The 20,606-nt window shown below is 68.0% G+C and carries 14 protein-coding genes; 6 read left to right on the top strand and 8 right to left on the bottom strand.

The genetic code is table 11. From position 1 onward, the window contains the following. Positions 1 to 68: 68 nt before the first annotated feature. The 3 genes from KIP89_RS11740 (at position 69) to KIP89_RS11730 (ending at position 3,184) form a co-directional block, all read left to right on the top strand. Positions 69 to 1,247 (top strand): transporter substrate-binding domain-containing protein, encoded by a 1,179-nt coding sequence (locus KIP89_RS11740; RefSeq protein ID WP_250152420.1) that lies wholly within the window; start codon positions 69 to 71, stop codon positions 1,245 to 1,247. Between the two features lie 7 nt (positions 1,248 to 1,254). Then, complete coding sequence (locus KIP89_RS11735; RefSeq protein WP_213755619.1) at positions 1,255 to 1,860, top strand: ANTAR domain-containing response regulator; 606 nt, start codon at positions 1,255 to 1,257, stop codon at positions 1,858 to 1,860. Positions 1,861 to 2,146: 286 nt separating this feature from the next. Next, positions 2,147 to 3,184 (top strand): aliphatic amidase, encoded by a 1,038-nt coding sequence (locus tag KIP89_RS11730; protein ID WP_213755618.1) that lies wholly within the window; start codon positions 2,147 to 2,149, stop codon positions 3,182 to 3,184. A 323-nt stretch (positions 3,185 to 3,507) separates the two neighbouring features. Here the strand turns inward: KIP89_RS11730 and KIP89_RS11725 are convergent, their stop codons facing one another. The 6 genes from KIP89_RS11725 to adhP all read right to left on the bottom strand — a co-directional run bounded on the left by KIP89_RS11725 (position 3,508) and on the right by adhP (position 12,843). Next, complete coding sequence (locus KIP89_RS11725; RefSeq protein ID WP_213755617.1) at positions 3,508 to 5,856, bottom strand: VWA domain-containing protein; 2,349 nt, start codon at positions 5,854 to 5,856, stop codon at positions 3,508 to 3,510. After that, the gene (locus tag KIP89_RS11720; protein WP_213755616.1) at positions 5,853 to 6,665 is read right to left on the bottom strand and encodes a CbbQ/NirQ/NorQ/GpvN family protein; all 813 of its coding nucleotides are present in this window, start codon (positions 6,663 to 6,665) and stop codon (positions 5,853 to 5,855) included. Before KIP89_RS11720 ends, KIP89_RS11725 begins: the two co-directional genes overlap by 4 nt. A 183-nt stretch (positions 6,666 to 6,848) precedes the next feature. Next, a complete protein-coding gene (locus tag KIP89_RS11715) occupies positions 6,849 to 7,970 on the bottom strand; it encodes an ABC transporter permease (protein WP_213755615.1) in 1,122 nt (373 codons plus the stop codon). A gap of 5 nt (positions 7,971 to 7,975) precedes the next feature. Beyond that, on the bottom strand, positions 7,976 to 10,684 hold the full coding sequence (gene rbbA / locus KIP89_RS11710; RefSeq protein WP_213755614.1) for a ribosome-associated ATPase/putative transporter RbbA: 2,709 nt from the start codon (positions 10,682 to 10,684) through the stop codon (positions 7,976 to 7,978). After that, a complete protein-coding gene (locus tag KIP89_RS11705; RefSeq protein ID WP_213755613.1) occupies positions 10,681 to 11,727 on the bottom strand; it encodes an HlyD family secretion protein in 1,047 nt (348 codons plus the stop codon). Before KIP89_RS11705 ends, rbbA begins: the two co-directional genes overlap by 4 nt. A gap of 87 nt (positions 11,728 to 11,814) precedes the next feature. Then, complete coding sequence (adhP, locus tag KIP89_RS11700) at positions 11,815 to 12,843, bottom strand: alcohol dehydrogenase AdhP (protein ID WP_213755612.1); 1,029 nt, start codon at positions 12,841 to 12,843, stop codon at positions 11,815 to 11,817. Between the two features lie 236 nt (positions 12,844 to 13,079). Here adhP and KIP89_RS11695 point away from each other — a divergent pair, with 236 nt between their 5' ends. After that, positions 13,080 to 14,063, top strand: coding sequence for a zinc-dependent alcohol dehydrogenase family protein (locus tag KIP89_RS11695; RefSeq protein ID WP_213755651.1), 984 nt, complete (start codon positions 13,080 to 13,082; stop codon positions 14,061 to 14,063). An 87-nt stretch (positions 14,064 to 14,150) separates the two neighbouring features. Continuing rightward, the gene (locus KIP89_RS11690) at positions 14,151 to 16,532 is read left to right on the top strand and encodes a phosphoketolase family protein (RefSeq protein ID WP_213755611.1); all 2,382 of its coding nucleotides are present in this window, start codon (positions 14,151 to 14,153) and stop codon (positions 16,530 to 16,532) included. A 115-nt stretch (positions 16,533 to 16,647) separates the two neighbouring features. Here KIP89_RS11690 and KIP89_RS11685 read toward each other — a convergent pair whose 3' ends face one another. Beyond that, positions 16,648 to 17,454 carry a DUF72 domain-containing protein gene (locus KIP89_RS11685; RefSeq protein ID WP_213755610.1) on the bottom strand — a complete coding sequence of 269 codons (807 nt, stop codon included), beginning with the start codon at positions 17,452 to 17,454 and terminating at the stop codon, positions 16,648 to 16,650. A gap of 58 nt (positions 17,455 to 17,512) precedes the next feature. Further along, the gene (locus KIP89_RS11680; protein WP_213755609.1) at positions 17,513 to 17,983 is read right to left on the bottom strand and encodes an Lrp/AsnC family transcriptional regulator; all 471 of its coding nucleotides are present in this window, start codon (positions 17,981 to 17,983) and stop codon (positions 17,513 to 17,515) included. Positions 17,984 to 18,112: 129 nt separating this feature from the next. Between KIP89_RS11680 and KIP89_RS11675 the strand changes: the two genes are divergently transcribed. Beyond that, positions 18,113 to 20,521 carry a thiamine pyrophosphate-binding protein gene (locus KIP89_RS11675; protein ID WP_213755608.1) on the top strand — a complete coding sequence of 803 codons (2,409 nt, stop codon included), beginning with the start codon at positions 18,113 to 18,115 and terminating at the stop codon, positions 20,519 to 20,521. Positions 20,522 to 20,606: the final 85 nt, after the last annotated feature.

Here is a 20,606-nt window from a genome sequence, read left to right as displayed (position 1 = left end):
GTATTGCGCAGCGCCCTCAGGAGAGGCAGAACCGCAGGGTGCTGTTTCCCATGAGGTCCGCCGCGCCGATGTCAGACGCCTCTTCCGCGCCCCCCTGGCGGGTCGGCCTGCTCTATTCCGCCACCGGCGTGACCGCGGCGATCGAGATTTCCCAGCAGCGCGGCGCGCTTCTGGCGATCGACGAGATCAATCAGGCCGGCGGCGTGCTGGGCCGCCCGGTCGAGGCCGTGGTCTATGATCCCGCCTCCGACCCCAAGGCCTATCGCCGCTATGCCGAGACGCTGCTGACGCAGGACGAGGTCCGCATCATCTTCGGCTGCTACATGTCCTCCACCCGCAAGGCGGTGCTGCCGGTGGTCGAGGCGCTGCGCGGCTTGCTGTTCTACCCCACCCTCTATGAGGGCTTCGAATATTCCCGCCACTGCGTCTACACCGGCGCCGCGCCGAACCAGAACGCCATCCAGCTCGCCAAATATCTGCTGGCCACCCATGGCAACCGCTTCTTCATGATCGGCTCGAACTACGTGTTCCCCTATGAGTCGAACCGGATCATGAGCGACTTCGTCACCCAGTCGAGCGGCAAGGTGCTGGACGAGGTCTATGTACCCGTGGACCCCACCCCGCAGGATTTCGAGCGGGTGATGGCGAAGATCCGCAAGACCGGCCCCGATGTCATATTCTCCACCGTGGTCGGGCGCGGCACGGCGATGCTCTATGAGGCCTATCGCGCCGCCGGCTTCGATCCCGCCACCATGCCGATCGCCAGCCTCACCACCAGCGAGGCGGAGGTGGCCGAGATGGGGCCGGAGGCGGCGCGCGGGCACATCACCGCCGCGCCCTTCTTCGAGACGCTGGGCACCAGTGCCGCGCGCCGCTTCGTCGCCGCCTTCAAGGCCCGCCATGGCGCCGACGCGCCGGTGACGGCCTGCGCCGAATCCGCCTATTTCCAGGTCCATCTGGCGCTGCGCGCCCTCGCCCGCGCCGGCACGGATGCGCCGGAGCCGCTGCTCGCCCACCTCGCCGATGCCGAGATGGACGCGCCGCAGGGCCGGGTGCGGATCGACGCCAGCAACAACCACACCTATCTGTGGCCGCGCGTCGCCCGGCTGGACGCGCAGGGCCGCTTTCAGATCGTCTGGAATCCGGGCATCCGGGTGAAGCCCGATCCCTATTGCGTGGTGCAGCGCCTCGACGACTGGTCGGCCGACGGCCTCAACGCCGCCTCGCCCTCTTCCCCTGAAGGTTGAGACGGCGATGGCGATCGAGATCCTCAAGGAATTGCGGGGCCTGCGGGTCCATGTCATCCACCCGCCGGACGAGGAACGCGCCAGCCTCGTCGAGCATCTGCGCCGCATCGGCTGCCATGTCGACATCATCTGGCCGGTGCCGGCGGAGTGGCCGGCGGCCGATATCGTGCTGCTGGCGATCGAGCAGGATGCCCGCGCCGCCATCATGAAGCTGCTGAAAAGCGATCCGCACGCGCGCCCGACCCTCATCGCCATCGTCGGCTACGAGAACCCCTCGACCCTTCAGCTGGTGCTGGAATCGGGCGCCGTGGCGGTGGTGGAGCGGCCCATCCGGCCCTTCGGCCTGCTGACCAACCTCACCATCGCCCGCAGCCTCTGGCTGGAGCGCGAGGACGCCCGCCGGCGCGTCGCCAAGCTGGAGCGCAAGCTGTCCGGCATCCAGAAGATCCAGAAGGCCAAGAGCATCCTGATGGACAGCCAGGGGCTTTCCGAGGAGGAGGCCTATCAGAGCATCCGCCGGCAGGCGATGGCCAAGCGGATGGCGATGGAGGAGATGGCGCTGGCCATCATCAACGCCAACGAGCTCTTGAACTACCGCCCCAAGGATGGTTAGATCGCAGGCATGAACGCTTTGAGGGCAAGGTCGCCCGCGCGCGTTCCCTAAAGTCTGGCCACCAAGGATGTTGGTCAGGCGTGGCGGTGAAGCCCGGAAGGCTCGTGATAGCCTGTCGGGCTTTTTTTGTGCCTGACGTCCGGCGCGGACAGCGACGTCCCGCGCTTCAGCGCGCCCCCGCCCGTCCTGCCGGCCCCTGCCGGCGCCCTTTCCAGACCTGAGACAACGCAATGGCCCCGCCGCTTGCGAATGCGGCGGCACGCCCCTTCACGCGAGGAGAAGCCCGATGATGCACGGCGACGTTTCCAGCAGCAAAGACACCGTCGGCGTGGCGGTGGTGAACTACAAGATGCCGCGCCTCCACACCAAGGCCGAGGTGCTCGACAATGCCCGCAAGATCGCCGACATGCTGGTCGGCATGAAGGTCGGCCTGCCCGGCATGGATCTGGTGATCTTCCCGGAATATTCGACCCACGGCATCATGTACGACTCCACGGAGATGTACGAGACCGCCGCCACCGTGCCGGGCGAGGAGACCGAGATCTTCGCCGAGGCCTGCCGCAAGGCGAAGGTGTGGGGCGTGTTCTCGCTCACCGGCGAGCGCCATGAGGAGCACCCCAACAAGGCGCCCTACAACACGCTCATCCTGATGAACGACAAGGGCGAGATCGTCCAGAAATACCGTAAGATCATGCCCTGGGTGCCGATCGAGGGCTGGTATCCCGGCAATTGCACCTATGTGTCGGAAGGCCCGAAGGGGCTGAAAATCTCGCTCATCATCTGCGACGACGGCAATTACCCGGAAATCTGGCGCGACTGCGCGATGAAGGGCGCCGAGCTGATCGTGCGCTGCCAGGGCTACATGTACCCGGCCAAGGAACAGCAGATCCTGATGTCCAAGGCGATGGCCTTCGCCAACAACACCTATGTCGCGGTGGCCAATGCCTCCGGCTTCGACGGCGTCTATTCCTATTTCGGCCACTCGGCGATCATCGGCTTCGACGGGCGCACGCTGGGCGAATGCGGCGAGGAGGATTACGGCATCCAGTACGCCGCGCTCTCCACCTCGCTGATCCGCGACGCGCGCAAGAACGGGCAGTCGGAGAACCACCTCTTCAAGCTGGTGCATCGCGGCTATACCGGCATGATCAATTCCGGCGATGGCGACAAGGGCGTCGCGGACTGCCCCTACGACTTCTACAGGAAGTGGATCGCCGACCCGGAGGGCACCCGCGAAATGGTGGAATCCTTCACCCGCCCGATGGTCGGCACCGAGGAATGCCCGATCGAGGGCATCCCCAACCCCGACACCGCGCATCGGTGATCTGCGACGCTCTCCAGAACAACGTCATGGCCGGGCTCGTCCCGGCCATCCACGTCTAGGGGCCGGGCGCGCGGGCGGCCGGCGAAGATGGCACGCGCGAAAGGCGTGGATGCGCGGCCCAAGGCCGGGCATGACGGCCGCTGAGGTGGCGAGCGACGCTTCAGCTCCCTCTCCCCGTCGGGGAGAGGGGTGGGGTGAGGGGCCTTCACCGCTCCCCACCGGCAGCCCCCTCACCGACCCGCTGCGCGGGCCACCTCTCCCCAACGGGGAGAGGGATGACGTCGCGGCACTGAGGGCACCCCATTGCTCCCCAGTCCCGCCCCCTACCGCCGCGCCAGCCGGAAATACAGTTCCGACAATCGCGCCGGCAGGTCCTCGACCCGGCGGATCGGCAGGACATTGGCCTTGCCGAAAATCGCTGTCGCCTCGTTCGCCGCACCCTCGCCCACCGCACCCTCGCCACCCCCGGCCGGATCGAGCGTCACCCCGAAACTGTCGATCCCACGCCCGCGCAATTGCAGCACCGCGCGGCGGGCATCGGCCACCAGATCGGCGCTGGCGGTGTCGATGTCCGAGGGCTCGCCATCGGTGAGCACCAGCACCAGCTTGCGGAAGCTGCGCACGCCGCCGATCATCGCCCCGGCATGGCGCAGCGCCGCCCCGAGCCGGGTGGAGAGCCCCGACGAGAGCCCGGCGAGCCGCGCCGCCGGCTCCGGCCCATAGGGCTCGGCAAAACCCTTCACCTCATGCACCCGCACCTCGCCGCGCCCATTCGAGGCGAAAGCCATCAGCGCGAAGGCGTCGCCCAGCCCCGCCAGCGCCTGCGCCAGCAGGGCCACCGCGCGCTTTTCCACGTCGAGCACGCTGAGCCCCCCGGCGAGGCGATCGCGCGTCGACTGGGAGATGTCGATCAGCACCAGCACGGCGAGATCGCGCTGGGTCAGCACTGAGGAACGGAACACGCGCAGATCCGGCACCAGCCCGGCGCGGCGGGCGATCGCCACCTCGATCACCGCGTCGAGGTCGAGATCATGCCCCTCGCTCTGCCGCTTCAGCCGGCTGGCGCGCCCGACCTTGGCCGCCTTCACCAGCCGGGCGATGCGCGCGCGCAAGGCACCGTTCGCCTCCAGCTGCCGCGCCAGCGCGGCGCCATCGCCTAGGGACGGCGGCATCGCCTTGACCGTCACCCAGTCCGCCCGCTCGATGCCGGCCGGTGCGTCCCATTCGGGATAGGTGGCGACCACCACACCCTCCACGCCCGCGCTCACCGGCCGGGCGCGGCCGACCGCCGAGCGTTCCGGCGGCCCGTCAGCCTTGCCGTCCTCGCCCGCGCGCCGGTCGATCCGGGCGGCCTCGACGATCATCTCGACCTCGGCCGTCACCTCAGGATCGACGGCGGAGAAATCCCACAGCCCCAGCCCATCATCGCGATAGGCCGGCTCGGTGACATGGCCGCGCGCGTCGAAGCGCAGCCGGCGCTGGCCGATGTCATTGGCCAGCCTTGTGCCGATCTCCCGGCTGATCGCCGGGTTGTCGATCTCGCCCAGCGCCGCCCGGAACAGCGCCTGCGCCTTGCCGACCAGCGCGTCCGGATCGGCATAGGCGGGATCGAACAGCCCGCGCGCCAGCCGCGCCAGCAGCGCGGCGACCGTCGGGCCGTCATCCGCGCTCGCCCGGTGATAGGGTGCCCAAAGCCGGGCGAGGCCGGGATAGCGTTGCATCGCCAGATGCTCGATGCGGGCATCCTCGACCAGCGTGGCGAGCGCGATCTGCACCGGCTTGTCCCTGCCGACCGGAAAGCGCGGATTGCCAAAATGCAGATGCGCCCCCGCATGCACGGCGCTGGCGACATAGAGCCGGCGCGCCGCCGGTGCATTGAGGCCGGGCCAGGCATCCGGCAGGCGCAGCACCGGCCCGGCAATGTTCACCCGGCGCGGCACGTCGCGCCCGGCCGGCGGCAGCGTCTGGAGCTGCGGGGCGCTCCCCCACAGCGCGGTGAGCACGCGCCGCAGCTCGCCTTCCATCTCGGCAAAGCCGATGCCGGCGCCGATGCGGCCAGCCAGCGACAGCGCCAGATCATCCTCCAGCGCGAAAAAGGCCCGCCGGCGCGCCCGCCCATGAGCCGTCGCCGGCCCGCTCGCGCGCAGCCCGGCCTCGATGAAGCCGGCGAAGTCCGCGCCATGGCCGGCGCGCCAGACCTCGCCCACCCGCCCCACGAACGGCACCACACAGTCCGGCGCCGCCGCGGCGAGGCGGATCAGCCCGGCCCAGAACAGCGCCCGCTCGCCCGGCCCGTCCATCGCGGGGGCCAGACTCTGGAACGCCTGCAACGCCGCCTCGGTCGCCTTAGCCCCCGCCTGCCGGCACAGCTGCGCCGCCGCGCGCGCCACCTCCCCGAGCACGGCGCCGCCGAGGCGGTGCCCCTGTTCCTCGCTGAGCCGGGCATAGGCGAGCAGGCCGAGCGCCCCGGCATTGGCGTCGAGCAGGGCAAGCGCGCCCTCCGCCCACAGCTCCAGCCCGGCGGGATCGCGTGCGGCGACCAGCCGGCGCCGCGTCGCCGCAAAGGTGGCGGCCAGCCCCTCGCGTCCGGCCAGCAGCCCGGCGAGCCGCGCGCTGTTGGGGCCGGGCCGCTCCATCACCGCGCCCACCTCGCCCACCTCCCCCGCCTTCATGGCAGGCAGGCATTGATGGCGACGCGCAGCGCCGCGCGCATGTCGGCATCATCGGTGATGGGCAGCACGATAGCTGCATTCACTGCCGTCTCCAGCCCGACCCCGCCGGAGGCGAGCCGGCCGGCATGGATCAGCATCCGGGTCGAGGCGCCCTCATCCAGCCCCTGCCCGCGCAGCCGGCGCGAACAGGCGGCAATCGCGACCAGCGTCGCCGCCAGCCCGGCCTCGACGCCCGCCTCGCGCCGGATGATCTCGGCCTCGATCTCCGGCGCGGGATAGTCGAAATCAATGGCGATGAAACGCTGCTTGGTGGATTCCTTCAGGTCCTTGACCGCGCTCTGGTAGCCGGGATTGTAGGAGATCACGAGCTGGAAATCGGCATGGGCGGGGATCAGCTCGCCGCGCTTTTCCAGCGGCAGCACGCGCCGCGCATCGGTGAGCGGATGAATGACGACGGTGGTGTCCTGCCGCGCCTCGACGATCTCGTCGAGATAGCAGATGGCGCCGTGGCGCACCGCCTGCGTCAGCGGCCCGTCATGCCAGACCGTGCCCTGCGCATCGAGCAGGAAGCGCCCGGCAAGGTCGGCGGCGGTCATGTCCTCATGGGCGGCGACGGTGATCAGCGGGCGCCCCAGCCGCCAGGCCATGTGCTCGACAAAGCGCGTCTTGCCGCAGCCGGTCGGGCCCTTGAGCATCACCGGCAGGCGGTGCGCCCAGGCCGCCTCGAACACCGCGATCTCGTCCCCCACCGGGCGGTAATAGGGTTCGGCTGCGATGCGATGGGCGGCAAGGTCGGGGGAGGTCAGCATTGAAGGTCTCCGCGTGGCGAACTCCGCGGTCATCCTCCCGGCAGACAGGGGCGGACGGCCCCGGAAAGGGCTGTCGGCAATCCCTGCCGCATCATGGCGCGTGACGTCCCTGTCGCGCGCCGGCTCACATTAGAGGGGCATTCGCCGGACCGGGCAAGGGGGCGAATGGCGTAGACGGCGCGGCTACTGCGCCGCCTGCAACGCCTTGCGGAAGCGCAGCCGCGCCAGCGCGAAGAAGGCGAGGCCGATGCCCGCCAGCGCCAGAAGCTGCGGCCAGATGATGGAGAGCCCGGCGCCGCGGTAGAGGATCGCCTGCGACAGCGCCACGAAATGGGTCGAGGGCGAGAGCTGCATCGCATATTGCAGCCCTTCCGGCATGCTCTCCATCGGCGTGGTCGAGCCGGACAGCAGGTTCATCATGATGATCACCGGCATGACGATGAGGCCGAACTGGCCCATCGAGCTGGAGACGGTGGCGATCAGGATGCCGAGCGCCGTCACCGAGAACTGATAGATCACCATCGCCCCGACAAACAGCGGCACGGAACCCGCCACCGGCACGCCGAGCAGCCGCTCGACCACGACAACGAGCGAGAGCGTCGCCGCCACCACGATCACCAGCCCATTGGCCCAGATCTTCGCCAGCATGATCTCGGTCGGCGTCACCGGCATCACCAGCAGGTGCTCGATCGTTCCATGCTCGCGCTCGCGGATCAGCGCCGCGCCGGACAGGATCACGGCGAGCATGGTGACATTGTTGATCACCTGCATCACCGCGTTGAACCATTCCGACTTCAGGTTCGGGTTGAACTTGGCATGGATGACCACGCTCACCGGCGCGGTGCCGGTGGAGCTGGGATAGGCCGCCGCCACCTCCTGCAACAGGATGTTCTGGATATAGGAGGCGCCGTTGCCGGCCTGCGACATGGCGGTCGCGTCGATGTCGAGCTGGATCACCGGATCGCGCCCGGCGATCACGTCATGCTCGAATTTCGGCGGGATCTGCACCACGAAGACGTAGCGCCCCTCATCTATCGCCCGGTCCATCTCGCTGGCGCCGATCAGCACCGGCTCCTTGAAGAAAGGCTTCAGCAGCGCGTCGCGCATCCGCCGCGACAGCGCCGTCTGGTCCTCGTCGACCACCGCCACGGCGGCGTTCTCCACCTCGAACTTGGCGCCCGAGGCGACGGTGTAGACGGCAATGGTGAAGGTGTAGACGATCAGCGCGACCAGCACCGGGTCGGCCTTGAGGCTGTAGAGTTCCTTGATGCCGAGACGCCAGATGCGCATGAGCCGTGCCAGCATGACCGTCAGGCCCCCTGCTTGCGCAGCGCCAGCATGGCCGCGCCGATGAAGACGAGGGCGAGCAGCCCGGTGACGGCGATGTCGCGCCACAATTCGGCAAAGCCCAGCGCCTTGGTGAAGGCGCCGACGCTCACCTGCTGGTACCAGGAAGCCGGGAAGGCGAGGCCGATATAGCGCCCCGCCCCGGTCAGCGAGGAGACCGGCACTAGCAGCCCGGAGAAATTCACCGCCGGGATGATGGCGATGATGGCGGTGGCGAACACCGCCGCCACCTGGCTCTGCACGAAGCTGGAGACGAACAGCCCGAAACCGGTGGTGGCGCAGACATAGACCAGCGAGCCGAAGGCCAGCGTCAGCATGGACCCCTTCACCGGCACGCCGAACACCAGATAGGCGGTGATCACCAGCGTGACGAAGCTGGCGAAGGCGATCGCCACATAGGGCAATTGCTTGCCGAGCAGGAATTCCAGCCGCGTCACCGGGGTCGACTGGAAATTGCTGATCGAGCCGCTCTCCTTCTCCTTCACCACGCCGAGCGCGGTGGTGATGGCGGGGATCAGCACCAACATCAGCATGATGACGCTGGGCACCATGGCGTTCACGCTCTTGAACGCCTGATTGTAGCGGTAGCGCGGCTCGATCGAGATCGGGTAGAGCGAGGTCGAGACGCCCTGCGTGCGCATCTGCGCATCCGCGAGATAGCTCTGGGCGATGCCCTGCACATAGCCGCGCGTGGTCTCGGCGCGGAACGGCATCGCGCCGTCCACCCACACCCCCACCTCCGGCACCCGCTCGCGCATCAGGTCGCGGCCGAACTCGGGCGGCACCTCGATGGCGAGCTTCAGTTCGCCCGTCGCCAGCCGCCGGTCCAGCTCGTCGGCCGAGCCGATCGGCGCCTGCCGGTCGAAATAGCGCGAGCCCTCGAAGCTCTCCAGAAACTGCCGGCTCTGCACGGTCTGGTCCTGGTCGAAGGCGGCATAGGGTAGATCCTCGACATCGAACGAGATGCCGTAGCCGAAGGCCAGCAGCAGCAGGATCGGCCCGAGCAGCGCGAAGGCGAGGCGGGCGCGATCGCGCACCAGTTCCAGCGCCTCACGCCACGCATAGGCCCAGAGCCGGCCGGGATCGAAGCGGCGCACCCGCCCGACATGGGTCGGCCGGTCGGCCAGTTCCACCGCGCCCTCGTCGCGGCCCATGCCGGCCTCCTCCAGCACGGCGATGAACACCGGCTCCAGCGAATCCATGCCGCGCGCCTGCTTCAGCTCGGCCGGCGTGCCGATGGCCAGCACCCGGCCGGCATGCATCAGCGAGATGCGGTCGCAGCGTTCCGCCTCGTTCATGAAATGGGTGGAGAGGAAGATCGTCACCCCATCCTGCCGCGACAGGGTGATGAGCTGGCGCCAGAAGCCGTCCCGCGCCACCGGATCGACGCCCGAGGTCGGCTCGTCGAGGATCAGGATTTCCGGCCGGTGGATCAGCGACGCCGCCAGTTGCAGCCGCTGGCGGATGCCGAGCGGCAGGCTCTCGGGGCGGGCCTCGCTGACCTCCGCGAGGTCGAAGCGCGCCATCATCTCCGCCACCCGGCCGGCGACGTCGTCGATCTCGAACAGCCGCGCGTGCAGATCGAGATTCTGCCGTACCGTCAGTTCGGCATAGAGCGAGAACGCCTGCGACATGTAGCCGACGCGCTTGCGCGTGCCCATGTCGTCGCCGGCGAGGGGAGCGCCGAACAGCTTGGCCTCGCCCTCGCTGGCCGGCAACAGGCCGGTGAGCATCTTCATCGTGGTGCTCTTGCCGCAGCCATTCGAGCCGAGAAAGCCGAAGATCTCGCCCTTCTCGATGCGGAAATTGACATGGTCGACGGCGACGAAATCGCCGAAGCGGCGGGTCAGCCCGGTTGCCTCGATGGCCGGCGGGCCCTCGCTGGGGCGGCGCGGCAGGTCCGGCATCGGCCCGTCGCCCGCCCGCTCGGCTTCGGGGAGCAGGGCGACGAAGGCACGCTCCAGCGTCTCCTCCCCCGCCTGCTGGCGGATCGCGTCGGGGCTGCCGGTGGCCAGCACCCGGCCGGCATTCATCGCCGCCAGCCAGTCGAAGCGTTCGGCCTCCTCCATATAGGCGGTGGCGACGATCACGCTCATCGACGGGCGGCGCGCCCGCAGCCGGTCCATCAGCTCCCAGAACTGCCGGCGCGACAGCGGATCGACGCCGGTGGTCGGCTCGTCGAGGATGACGAGGTCGGGATCGTGGATCAGCGCCGCGCAGATGCCGAGCTTCTGCTTCATGCCGCCCGAGAGCTTGCCGGCCGGGCGGTCGGCGAAGGGCGCAAGCCCGGTCGCGGCGATCAGCTCGGCGATGCGCTCGGCCCGCTCGGTGCCGCCCTGGCCGAACAGCCGGCCGAAAAAGTCGAGATTCTCGCGCACCGAGAGCGTGGGGTAGAGATTGCGCCCCAGCCCCTGCGGCATATAGGCGATGCGCGCCCCGGCCTCGCGCCGCCAGCCGGCCTGCGCCATGTCGCCGTCCAGCACCGCCAGCGTGCCGCCTTGCAGCCGCGTCACCCCGGCGGCGAGCGACAGCAGGGTCGATTTGCCGACGCCATCCGGGCCGATCAGCCCGGCCATGCAGCCGGGCGGCACGACGAGATCAACATTGTCGAGCGCCAGCGTGCGCCCATAGCGGTGCGTGACGCCCGCCAGCGCGATGGCCGCGCCGGTCATTGCGGCAGCTTCACGCTGAGCGCCTCGGGCCATTGCGCGGTGCTGACGGTGCGGACATAGGCCTCCCCGCGCACCCCGGTCTTCACCCGGTCCTCATAGGTCTTCAGCAGTTCCGAGGCGATGCGCAGCTTCACGCGGAACATCAGCTTCTCGCGCTCATCCGCCGTCTCCACCGTCTTCGGCGTGAACTGCGCGCCGGAGGCGACGAAGCTCACCTTGGCGGGGATCACATAGTCCGGCGCCGGGTCGAGCACGATCCGCGCCTCGTCGCCCATGGCCAGCCGCCCGGCGACACGGGCGGGCACGAACACGGTCATGTAGACATCGCCGAGATCGAGCAAGGTGACGATCGGCGCGCCCGCTGCCACCACCTCGCCGGTGCGCACCAGCTTGTATTCCACCCGCCCGCGGCGCGGCGCCTTCAGCACGGAATCGTCGATCTGCGACTGGATGCGCGCGACCTCGGCCCGCGACGTGTCCGCCGACGCCTCCGCCTCGTCGAGGGAGGCCTGCGCCGCGTGCAGGGCGGCGATGGCGACGTTGAGCTGGCTCTGCCTCTGGTCGGCCGACTGGATGGTGCCGTAGCCGCTCTGCCTGAGCTTGGCGGCGCGCTCATATTCCTGTTCGGCCAGCGTGCGCTCGGCCTCGCGCTGGACGATCGCGGCCTGCGCTTCGGCGATGGCCTTCTCGGCGCGGCGCACATCCGCGTCGGCGCCGGAGAGCTGGGCCGCGAGCTCCGTCGTGTCCATGCGGGCGATCACCTCGCCCACATCCACCGTCTGCCCCTCATCGACCAGCACCTCGGCAACGCGCCCGGCGAGCTTGGAGGCGATCAGCACCTGCTCGGCCTCCAGCCGTCCATTGGTCTTGAAGATCCCCTCGGGCAGCGCGTTGCCGCGCAGCTTGCCGATGAGGGATTGCAGCCGCGCCCCGAGCCCGCCGCCATCCTGGGCCGACGCGGGCACGCTGCAGAGCGTCGCGGCGACGACGCCGGCGAGAAGAACGGAAGAAAGGCGAGCCTGCCCGTGCGGCCGAACCGTCATCGGACCTCCTGTTGGAAATCGTGCGGCGGCGCCTCGCCCGTACGAGACGCCGTCAAGAACCCGCCACCCGGCCGCTATGCCGAAGGATCAGGCGAAATCGAGCACCATGCGACCCTCGACCTTGCCGGCCTTCAGGTCATCGAAGATATCATTGATGCTCTCCAGCGGCGCCTTGTGAATTTCCGCCTTCACCTTGCCTTCGTTGGCGAAGGCGATGGATTCGGCGAGATCGCGCCGCGTGCCGACGATGGAGCCGCGCACCGTGATGCGCTTCAGCACCACATCGAAGATCGGCGTGGCGAAATGGCCGGGCGGCAGGCCGACCAGGCTCACCGTGCCCTTGCGGCGCACATAGCTCAGCGCCTGGCTGAAGGCGGGCGGCGAGACCGCCGTCACCAGCACGCCATGCGCGCCGCCGCCGGTGACCTTGATGATTTCCGCCACCGCATCGGGCGAGGAGGCATCAACCGCCAGATCCGCCCCGGCCGCGCGGGCCAGCGCCAGCTTCTCGGGGGAGATGTCCAGCGCGGCGACATGCAGGCCCATCGCCTTGGCGTATTGGATCGCGATATGGCCGAGCCCGCCGACGCCGGAAATGGCCACCCACTCGCCGGGCTTGGCCTCGGTTTCCTTCAACCCCTTATAGGTGGTCACCCCGGCGCACAGGATCGGCGCCATGGCGGCGAAGTCGACACCCACCGGAAGGCGGGCGACGAAGGGCGCGGCGGCGATCACATATTCGGCGAAACCGCCATCGCAGCTATAGCCGGTATTGTGCTGGTGCTCGCACAGCGTCTCCCAGCCGGTCTCGCAATACTCGCAGCACAGGCAGGCATCGTGCAGCCAGGCGACGCCGACCGGATCGCCTTCCTTCAGCCCGGTGACGCCCGGCCCGAGCGCCGCCACATAGCCGGCTGCCTCGTGACCGGGGATGAAGGGCGGGCTCGGCTTGACCGGCCAGTCGCCATCGGCGGCGTGCAGATCGGTGTGGCAGACGCCGCAGGCCACGACCTTCACCAGCACCTCGCCGGGACCGGGCACCGGCACCGGCACCTCCTCGATCGTCAGCTTCTTGCCGAACTGGCGAACCACCGCGGCCTTCATCATGTCTGCCATTGCTGTGACCTCTGTGCCCCGCGGCGCACTCTAGCGGGCGCGATTGTGTCGTCCTTGATCCCAATCAATCCTGAGCCGCCTCATCCATGCATGATGAAGCGGTCCAGCGGACCATTCGCCGGCTATTTATCGGTCGCGGACAATGATCCGTGGCCGGGGATCGCCTTCTCGCGATAAGGTAGTTAGGGCGCAGCCAGGGAAATGCCATGCAGGGCAAGGCCACCGCAGCCGGGCAGATGAGAGCCATGGTCCTCCACGCCCATGGCGCGCCGCTGCGGCTGGAGGAGCGGCCCTTGCCGATGCCGGGGCCGGGCGAGATCCGGGTGCGGGTGGAAGCCTGCGCGGTCTGCCGCACCGACCTTCACGTGGTCGATGGCGATCTGCCGCCCGGCCCGCTGCCGATCATCCCCGGCCACGAGATCGTCGGCATCGTCGACATGCTGGGCGACGGCGTGAGCGCGCCGGGGATCGGGCGCCGCGTCGGCATTCCCTGGCTCGGCCATAGCTGCGGCACCTGCCCCTATTGCACGCGCGAGCAGGAGAACCTGTGTGACGCGCCGCTGTTCACCGGCTACACCCGCGATGGCGGCTTCGCCTCCCATGTCGTGGCCGATGCCGCCTTTTGCTTCCCGCTCGACGGGTTCGACGACCCGGTCGCGGCGGCGCCGCTGATGTGTGCCGGGCTGATCGGCTGGCGCACGCTGAAAATGGCCGGCGACGCCCGGCGCGTCGGCATTTACGGCTTCGGCGCCGCCGCCCATCTCATCGCGCAAATCTGCCGCTGGCAGGAACGCGAGGTCTATGCCTTCACCCGCGCGGGCGATGCGGGCGCGCAGCAACTCGCCCTCTCGCTCGGCGCCGTCTGGGTGGGGGCGTCGGAGGAGGCGCCGCCGGTGCCGCTCGACGCCGCCCTCATCTTCGCCCCGGTCGGCGCGCTGGTGCCGGCCGCCCTGCGCGCGGTCCGCAAGGGCGGGCGCGTGGTGTGCGGCGGCATTCACATGAGCGACATACCGTCTTTCCCCTATTCCATTCTGTGGGAGGAGCGACAGGTAATGTCCGTCGCCAATCTGACACGCGCCGACGCTACCCAGTTCCTCGCCCTCGCCCCCGTGGCCGAGGTGCGGGCGACGACGGTGACCTATCCGCTGGCGCGCGCCAACGAGGCGCTGGCCGATCTGCGTGCCGGCCGCTTCCAGGGAGCCGCGGTGCTGCTTCCCTGATGACCCACTCTGGACAGATGAGCCTGACTGTTCACCTCACTGCACTGACGCTCCGCCCCATAGAACGCCCTTTAGGAGACCGACACGATGCTGACAGAGCAAGGTAGCCCCCCGGCTCCGCTGAGTGCCGACCTGGTCGAGCGCATGAACGCCTGGTGGCGCGCCGCCAATTACCTCTCGGTCGGACAGATTTATCTGCTCGGCAACCCGCTGCTGCGGGAAAAGCTTACATTGCAACATGTTAAGCCCCGTCTGCTGGGCCATTGGGGCACCACGCCGGGCCTCAATTTCATCTATGTCCACCTCAACCGGATCATCCGCGAGAGAGGTAACAATATACTTTTCATCGCCGGCCCCGGCCATGGCGCGCCGGGTGTGGTGGCCTCGACCTATCTGGAGGGCACCTATTCCGAACTCTATCCCGACGTGTCCCAGGACAAGGAGGGATTGTGCAGGCTTTTCAGGCAGTTCTCCTTCCCCGGCGGCATCCCCAGCCACGCCGCGCCGGAGACGCCCGGCTCCATCCATGAGGGTGGCGAACTCGGTTATTCGCTCTCCCACGCCTATGGCGCGGTACTCGACAACCCCGATCTGGTAGTTGCCTGCGTGGTCGGCGACGGCGAGGCCGAGACCGGCCCGCTCGCCACCTCCTGGCACGGCAACAAGTTCCTGAACCCGGTCGGCGACGGTGCGGTTCTACCGATCCTGCACCTCAACGGCTACAAGATCGCCAACCCGACCGTGCTCGCCCGCATTCCTCATGAGGAATTGAAGGCGCTGATGGTCGGCTATGGCCATGAGCCGATCTTCGTCGAGGGCGACGACCCCGCCACCATGCACCAGAAGATGGCGGCGGCGATGGACGAAGCCTTTGGCAAGATTGCGCAAATCCAGAAGGCCGCGCGTGAGGGCGGCACCAGCGAGCGCCCGCGCTGGCCGATGATCGTGCTGCGCAGCCCCAAGGGGTGGAGCGGGCCGAAGCTGGTGGACGGCAAGAAGGCGGAAGGCACCTGGCGCTCGCATCAGGTGCCGTTCTCCGACATGTCCACACCCGAGCACCTCACCCTGCTGGAAGACTGGCTCAAGAGCTACCGGGCCGAGGAGTTGTTCGACGATGCGGGCCGGCTGCGGCCGGAGATCGCGGCGCTCAATCCTGCGGGCGAGAAGCGCATGAGCGCCAATCCCCACGCCAATGGCGGCGCGCTGCGCCGTCCGCTGCGCATGCCGGACTTCGCGGATTACGCGGTAAAGGTGCCCTCACCCGGCGCGGTGGAGCTGGAATCCACAGCCGTGATGGGCACTTACCTGCGCGACGTGATGAAGGAGAACCTCGCCAGCCGGAACTTCCGCGTGTTCGGCCCGGACGAGACGGCGTCGAACCGGCTGCAGGCGCTGTTCCAGGTCACCAACCGCGCCTGGAACGCCGAGACGCTGCCCGGCGACGATCACCTCGCCCTCGACGGCCGCGTCACCGAGATGCTCTCCGAGCATATGTGCCAGGGCTGGCTGGAAGGGTATCTTCTTACCGGGCGCCATGGCCTGTTCTCCTGCTACGAGGCCTTCATCCACATTGTCGACTCGATGTTCAACCAGCACGCCAAGTGGTTGAAAACAGCCAGCGAAGTGGAATGGCGCCGGCCGATCGCCTCACTCAACTACCTCCTCACCTCGCATGTCTGGCGGCAGGATCATAATGGCTTCAGCCATCAGGACCCCGGCTTCATCGACCATGTGGTGAACAAGAAGGCGGAGATCGTCCGGGTCTATCTCCCGCCGGACGCCAACACCCTGCTCTGCGTCACCGAGCATTGCCTGAAAAGCTGGAACCGGGTGAACGTCATCGTCGCCGGCAAGCAGCCCGCGCCGCAATGGCTCGACATGGAGTCGGCGATCAACCATTGCTCGACCGGCATCGGCATCTGGGAATGGGCTAGCAATGACCGGGGCGGCGAGCCGGATGTGGTGCTTGCCTGCGCCGGCGACGTCCCGACGCTGGAAACACTGGCCGCCGTCGACCTGCTGCACGGCTATTTCCCGGACCTCAAGGTCCGCGTGGTCAATGTCGTCGACCTGATGACGCTGCAGCCGAAATCCGAGCACCCGCACGGACTCTCCGACGCGGAATTCGATGCGCTGTTCACCACCGACAAGCCGGTGATCTTCGCCTATCACGGCTATCCCTGGCTCATCCACCGCCTCGCCTATCGCCGCACCAACCATGACAACATGCATGTGCGGGGCTATATCGAGGAGGGGTCCACCACCACCCCCTTCGACATGGTGGTGCGCAACAAGCTCGACCGTTTCCACCTCGTCGATGACGTGATCGACCGGGTGCCGAAGCTCGCCCGCGACGCCTATGTGCAGCAGGCGATCCGCGACAAGCTGGCCGAGCACGACCGCTACATCCGCGCCCACGGTATCGACATGCCGGAAATCCGCGACTGGCGCTGGCCCTCGGCCAAGTAAGCCTCCCCCGCAACCTCATGGCCGGGCTTGGCCCGGCCATCCACCCCTTGGACAAGATGCGTCATCCCGGACGGCCAAAGGCCGATCCGGGATCGCGACCAAGGTGGCGCTCCGCCTACACCCGCTCGATCAGCGCCATGGCGGCGGCGGGGTTCTTCGGCTTGAAGCCACTGATGACAAAGAGGAAAACGTCGCGCGGCGTTGTCTGCGCCGGCGGCGCGAGCAGCTGGTTGGCGAGCGGTGCCGGCGTCTCGCCCTGCGCCCACGCCTTGGCGATGCCGGTCCAATGATCGATCGCGGTATTTTTATACCCCGTCGCCTCATCCTCCTGCGTGCCCATGATGCGGGCATAGACGAAGGGCGCCGTCACATCGGCGATGGAGGGAAATTCCGAGTCCCCGGCAAAGATGATGGCGACGCCATAGGCCCGCGCCATCTCCACGAACTCGGCATTCTTGAAGCTGTCATGGCGCACCTCCACCGCGTGGCGGATGTCGCGACCGTCGACCCTCGCCGGCAAGAGCTTGAGAAAGCCCTCGAAATCGGCCGGATCGAACGTCTTGGTGGCCATGAACTGCCAGTTGATCGGCCCCAGCTTGTGCTTCAGCTCGGTCACGCCGCTGGCGAAAAACCGTTCCATGGACTCGCCGGCCTCGCTGAGCACCCGCCGATTGGTGGTGAAGCGCGGGCCCTTCAGCGTGAAGACGAAATCCTCGGGGGTTTCATCGTACCATTTGGCGAAGCTCGCCGGCTTTTGCGAACCGTAATAGGTGCCGTTGATCTCGATGGCGGTGAGCTTGGACGCGGCATATTCCAGCTCGCGCTTCTGGGTGAGACCCTGCGGATAAAAGACCCCGCGCCAGGGCTCGAAGGTCCAGCCGCCGACGCCGATGCGGATACGTCCCGTCTCGCTCTTGCTCATGGCAACCTCGCTGACCCGAAGGGCCGGCAGGATAGGCAGCGGGCCAGTCGATGGGAAGTCACTCGATCGGCAGTCCTTGGGCGTGCTTCACCTGGCTCAGCGCGAAGCTGGATTCGATCGAGGCGACGCCGTCGAGGCGCGTCAGGGTGCGCTTGAGGAAGGCCTCATAGGCGGGCAAGTCCTTGACCACGATACGCAAAAGATAATCCCGCTGGCCGGTCATGAGATAGCACTCGACGATTTCCGGCCAGCGCGCGATCGCCTTTTCGAAGCGGTCAAGCTCATCCTCGCGCTGGCGCTCCAGCTTGATCGAGGCGAAGACGCTGACCGGCAGACCGACCTTGTCCTGATCCACCACCGCCACATAACGCTTGATGATTCCGACCGCCTCGAGGTTGCGCACCCGCCGCGCGCAAGGCGAGGGCGAGAGGCCGACGAGAGCGGCGAGCTTCTCCATGGTGATGTGGGCATCCTCCTGCAGCGCGGCGAGGATGCGCCGATCAAGGGCATCGACGGCAACGTCTGGCATGATTCACCCCGAAAGCCGCATCTGATGGCTGGTTTCGCCAATCTAGCCCGCATAACTGGCCAAGAATAGCTGCAACCCGCAGGCGGCCGGCGCTAGCCTATCTAACCTAGCGTTACCGGGAGCGCGCGCATGGCCGCCAAGAAGCCAACCGCCCACAAGCCGACCGCCCACACCACCGCCGATCTCGCGCTGCTGGAGGAGCTGGAGCGCAAGATCCTCTGGCTGGCGACCTGGACCATCCACAACGCCAATCACATCCGGCCCAATGTCGACGGGCTGAAGGTCGGCGGCCATCAGGCCTCCTCCGCCTCGCTCGCCACCATCATGACCGCGCTCTATCTCAACGCGCTGCGGCCGCAGGACCGGGTGGCGGTAAAGCCCCATGCCAGCCCGATCTTCCACGCCATCCAGTATCTGCTCGGCAACCAGACGCGGGCGAAGCTGGAGAATTTCCGCGGCTATAAGGGCGCGCAGTCCTATCCCTCGCGCACCAAGGACGTGGACGACGTCGATTTCTCCACCGGCTCGGTCGGCCTCGGCGTGGCGCAGACGCTGTTCGCGTCCCTGGTTCAGGATTACCTGACCGCCAAGGGGCTGTCAGGAGCGGGTTTGGGCCATGGCCCGGAAGGCAAGATGGTCGCCCTGGTCGGCGATGCCGAGATGGACGAGGGCAACATCTTCGAGGCGCTGCTGGAGGGCTGGAAGCACGGCCTGCGCAACACCTGGTGGATCGTCGACTACAACCGCCAGAGCCTTGATGCCGTGGTCCGCGAGGGGCTGTGGCAGCGTTTCGAGAGCATTTTCCGCAATTTCGGCTGGGATGTCGTCATCCTCAAACATGGCCGCCTGCAGCAGGCCGCCTTCGCCGAGCCGGGCGGCGAGGCGCTGCGCGACTGGATCGATTCCTGCCCGAACCAGCTCTACTCGGCGCTTACCTTCCAGGGCGGCGCGGCGTGGCGAAAGCGCCTGCTCGACGAGATCGGCGATCAGGGCCCGGTCACCGCGCTGATCGAGCGCCGCACGGATGAGGAACTCGCCGCGCTCATGGGCAATCTCGGCGGGCATGATCTGCCCTCCCTGATCGACGCCTTCGCGCAGGCCCGCACCCATGACCGGCCGGTCTGCTTCATCGCCTACACCATCAAGGGCTTCGGCCTGCCCCTCGCCGGCCATAAGGACAACCATGCCGGTCTCATGACACCGGCGCAGGTGGAGAGCCTGCGCGCCCGCCATGGCGTGCGCCCCGGCCATGAATGGGAGAAGTTCGAAGGCCTCACAAAGCCCGCCGCCGGCTTTGAGGCGTTCCTCAAGGCCGTGCCCTTCAACGCCAAGGGCACCCGCCGGCATCAAGCGCCGCGCATTACCGTGCCGGAGACGCTCGACGTGCCGCTCCAGCCGGCGATGTCGACCCAGCAGGGTTTCGGCTTGCTGCTCAATGAGATCGGCAAGCAGGACAGCGCCTTTGCCAGCCGCCTCGTCACCACCTCGCCGGATGTGACGGTCTCGACCAATCTCGGCGGCTTCGTGAACCGGCGCGGCCTGTTCGCCCGCGAGGAACTGGCGGACACGTTCAAGAAGGAACGCATCCCCTCCACCTTCAACTGGGAATTCTCGCCCAAGGGCCAGCATCTCGAACTCGGCATCGCCGAGATGAACCTGTTCATCATGCTCTCGGCGCTCGGCCTCTCCCATTCGCTATTCGGCGAGCGGCTGCTGCCCATCGGCACGCTCTATGATCCCTTCATCGAGCGCGGTCTCGATGCGCTGAACTATGCCTGCTACCAGGACGCCCGCTTCATCATCGCCGCGACGCCCTCGGGCGTGACGCTGGCGCCGGAAGGCGGCGCGCACCAGTCCATCGCCACCCCGCTGATCGGCATGGCACAGGACGGGCTGGCGAGCTTCGAGCCGGCCTTTGTCGACGAACTCGCGGTCATCCTGCGGCACGGGCTGGTGAATCTTCAGGAAGAGGACGGCCAGTCGCTCTATCTGCGGCTTTCCACCCGCACCATCGACCAGCCCGCGCGCACCATGAACGCGGCGCTGGCGGCCGACATCGTCAAGGGCGGCTACTGGCTGCGTCGGCCGGGGCCGAACGCGCAGGTCGTCATCGCCTATCAGGGCGCGCTGGCGCCGGAAGCCGTCGAGGCGGTCGGGCTCATGGCGGAGGACCGGCGCGATGTAGGCCTGCTCGCCATCACCTCGGCCGACCGGCTCCATGCCGGCTGGAACGCCGCGCAGCGGGCGCGGGAGGATGGCGCGGCGTCGCCGCCCAGTCCTGTCGAGGCGCTGCTCGCCGAGGTGCCGGCGGGCTGCGCGCTCATAACCCTCGTCGACGGCCATCCCGCGACGCTCGGCTGGCTCGGCGCCGTCCATGGCCACCGCACGCGGGCGCTGGGTGTGGAAAAATTCGGCCAGACCGGCACGCTGGCGGACCTTTACCGCCATTACGGGCTGGACGCGCAGGGCATCGTCCGCGCCGCGCAGGCCGTCGCGCCGGGGCGACCCATCCAGTATCTTAGCACCGTCGGCGGTTGACAAAAAAGCGCCGGTTCGCGAGCGAGCCAGCGCCGAGAGGAAGTTCGGGGGGCGACGGTGCCGAAGGGACGGCGCCGTCAGAAGT

It is taken from the genome of Ancylobacter radicis (genome assembly GCF_018449475.1).
GTDB lineage: Bacteria > Pseudomonadota > Alphaproteobacteria > Rhizobiales > Xanthobacteraceae > Ancylobacter > Ancylobacter radicis.
The sequence above is the reverse complement of the archived record's forward strand: the minus strand, read 5'-3'. Positions and strand labels throughout refer to the sequence as shown.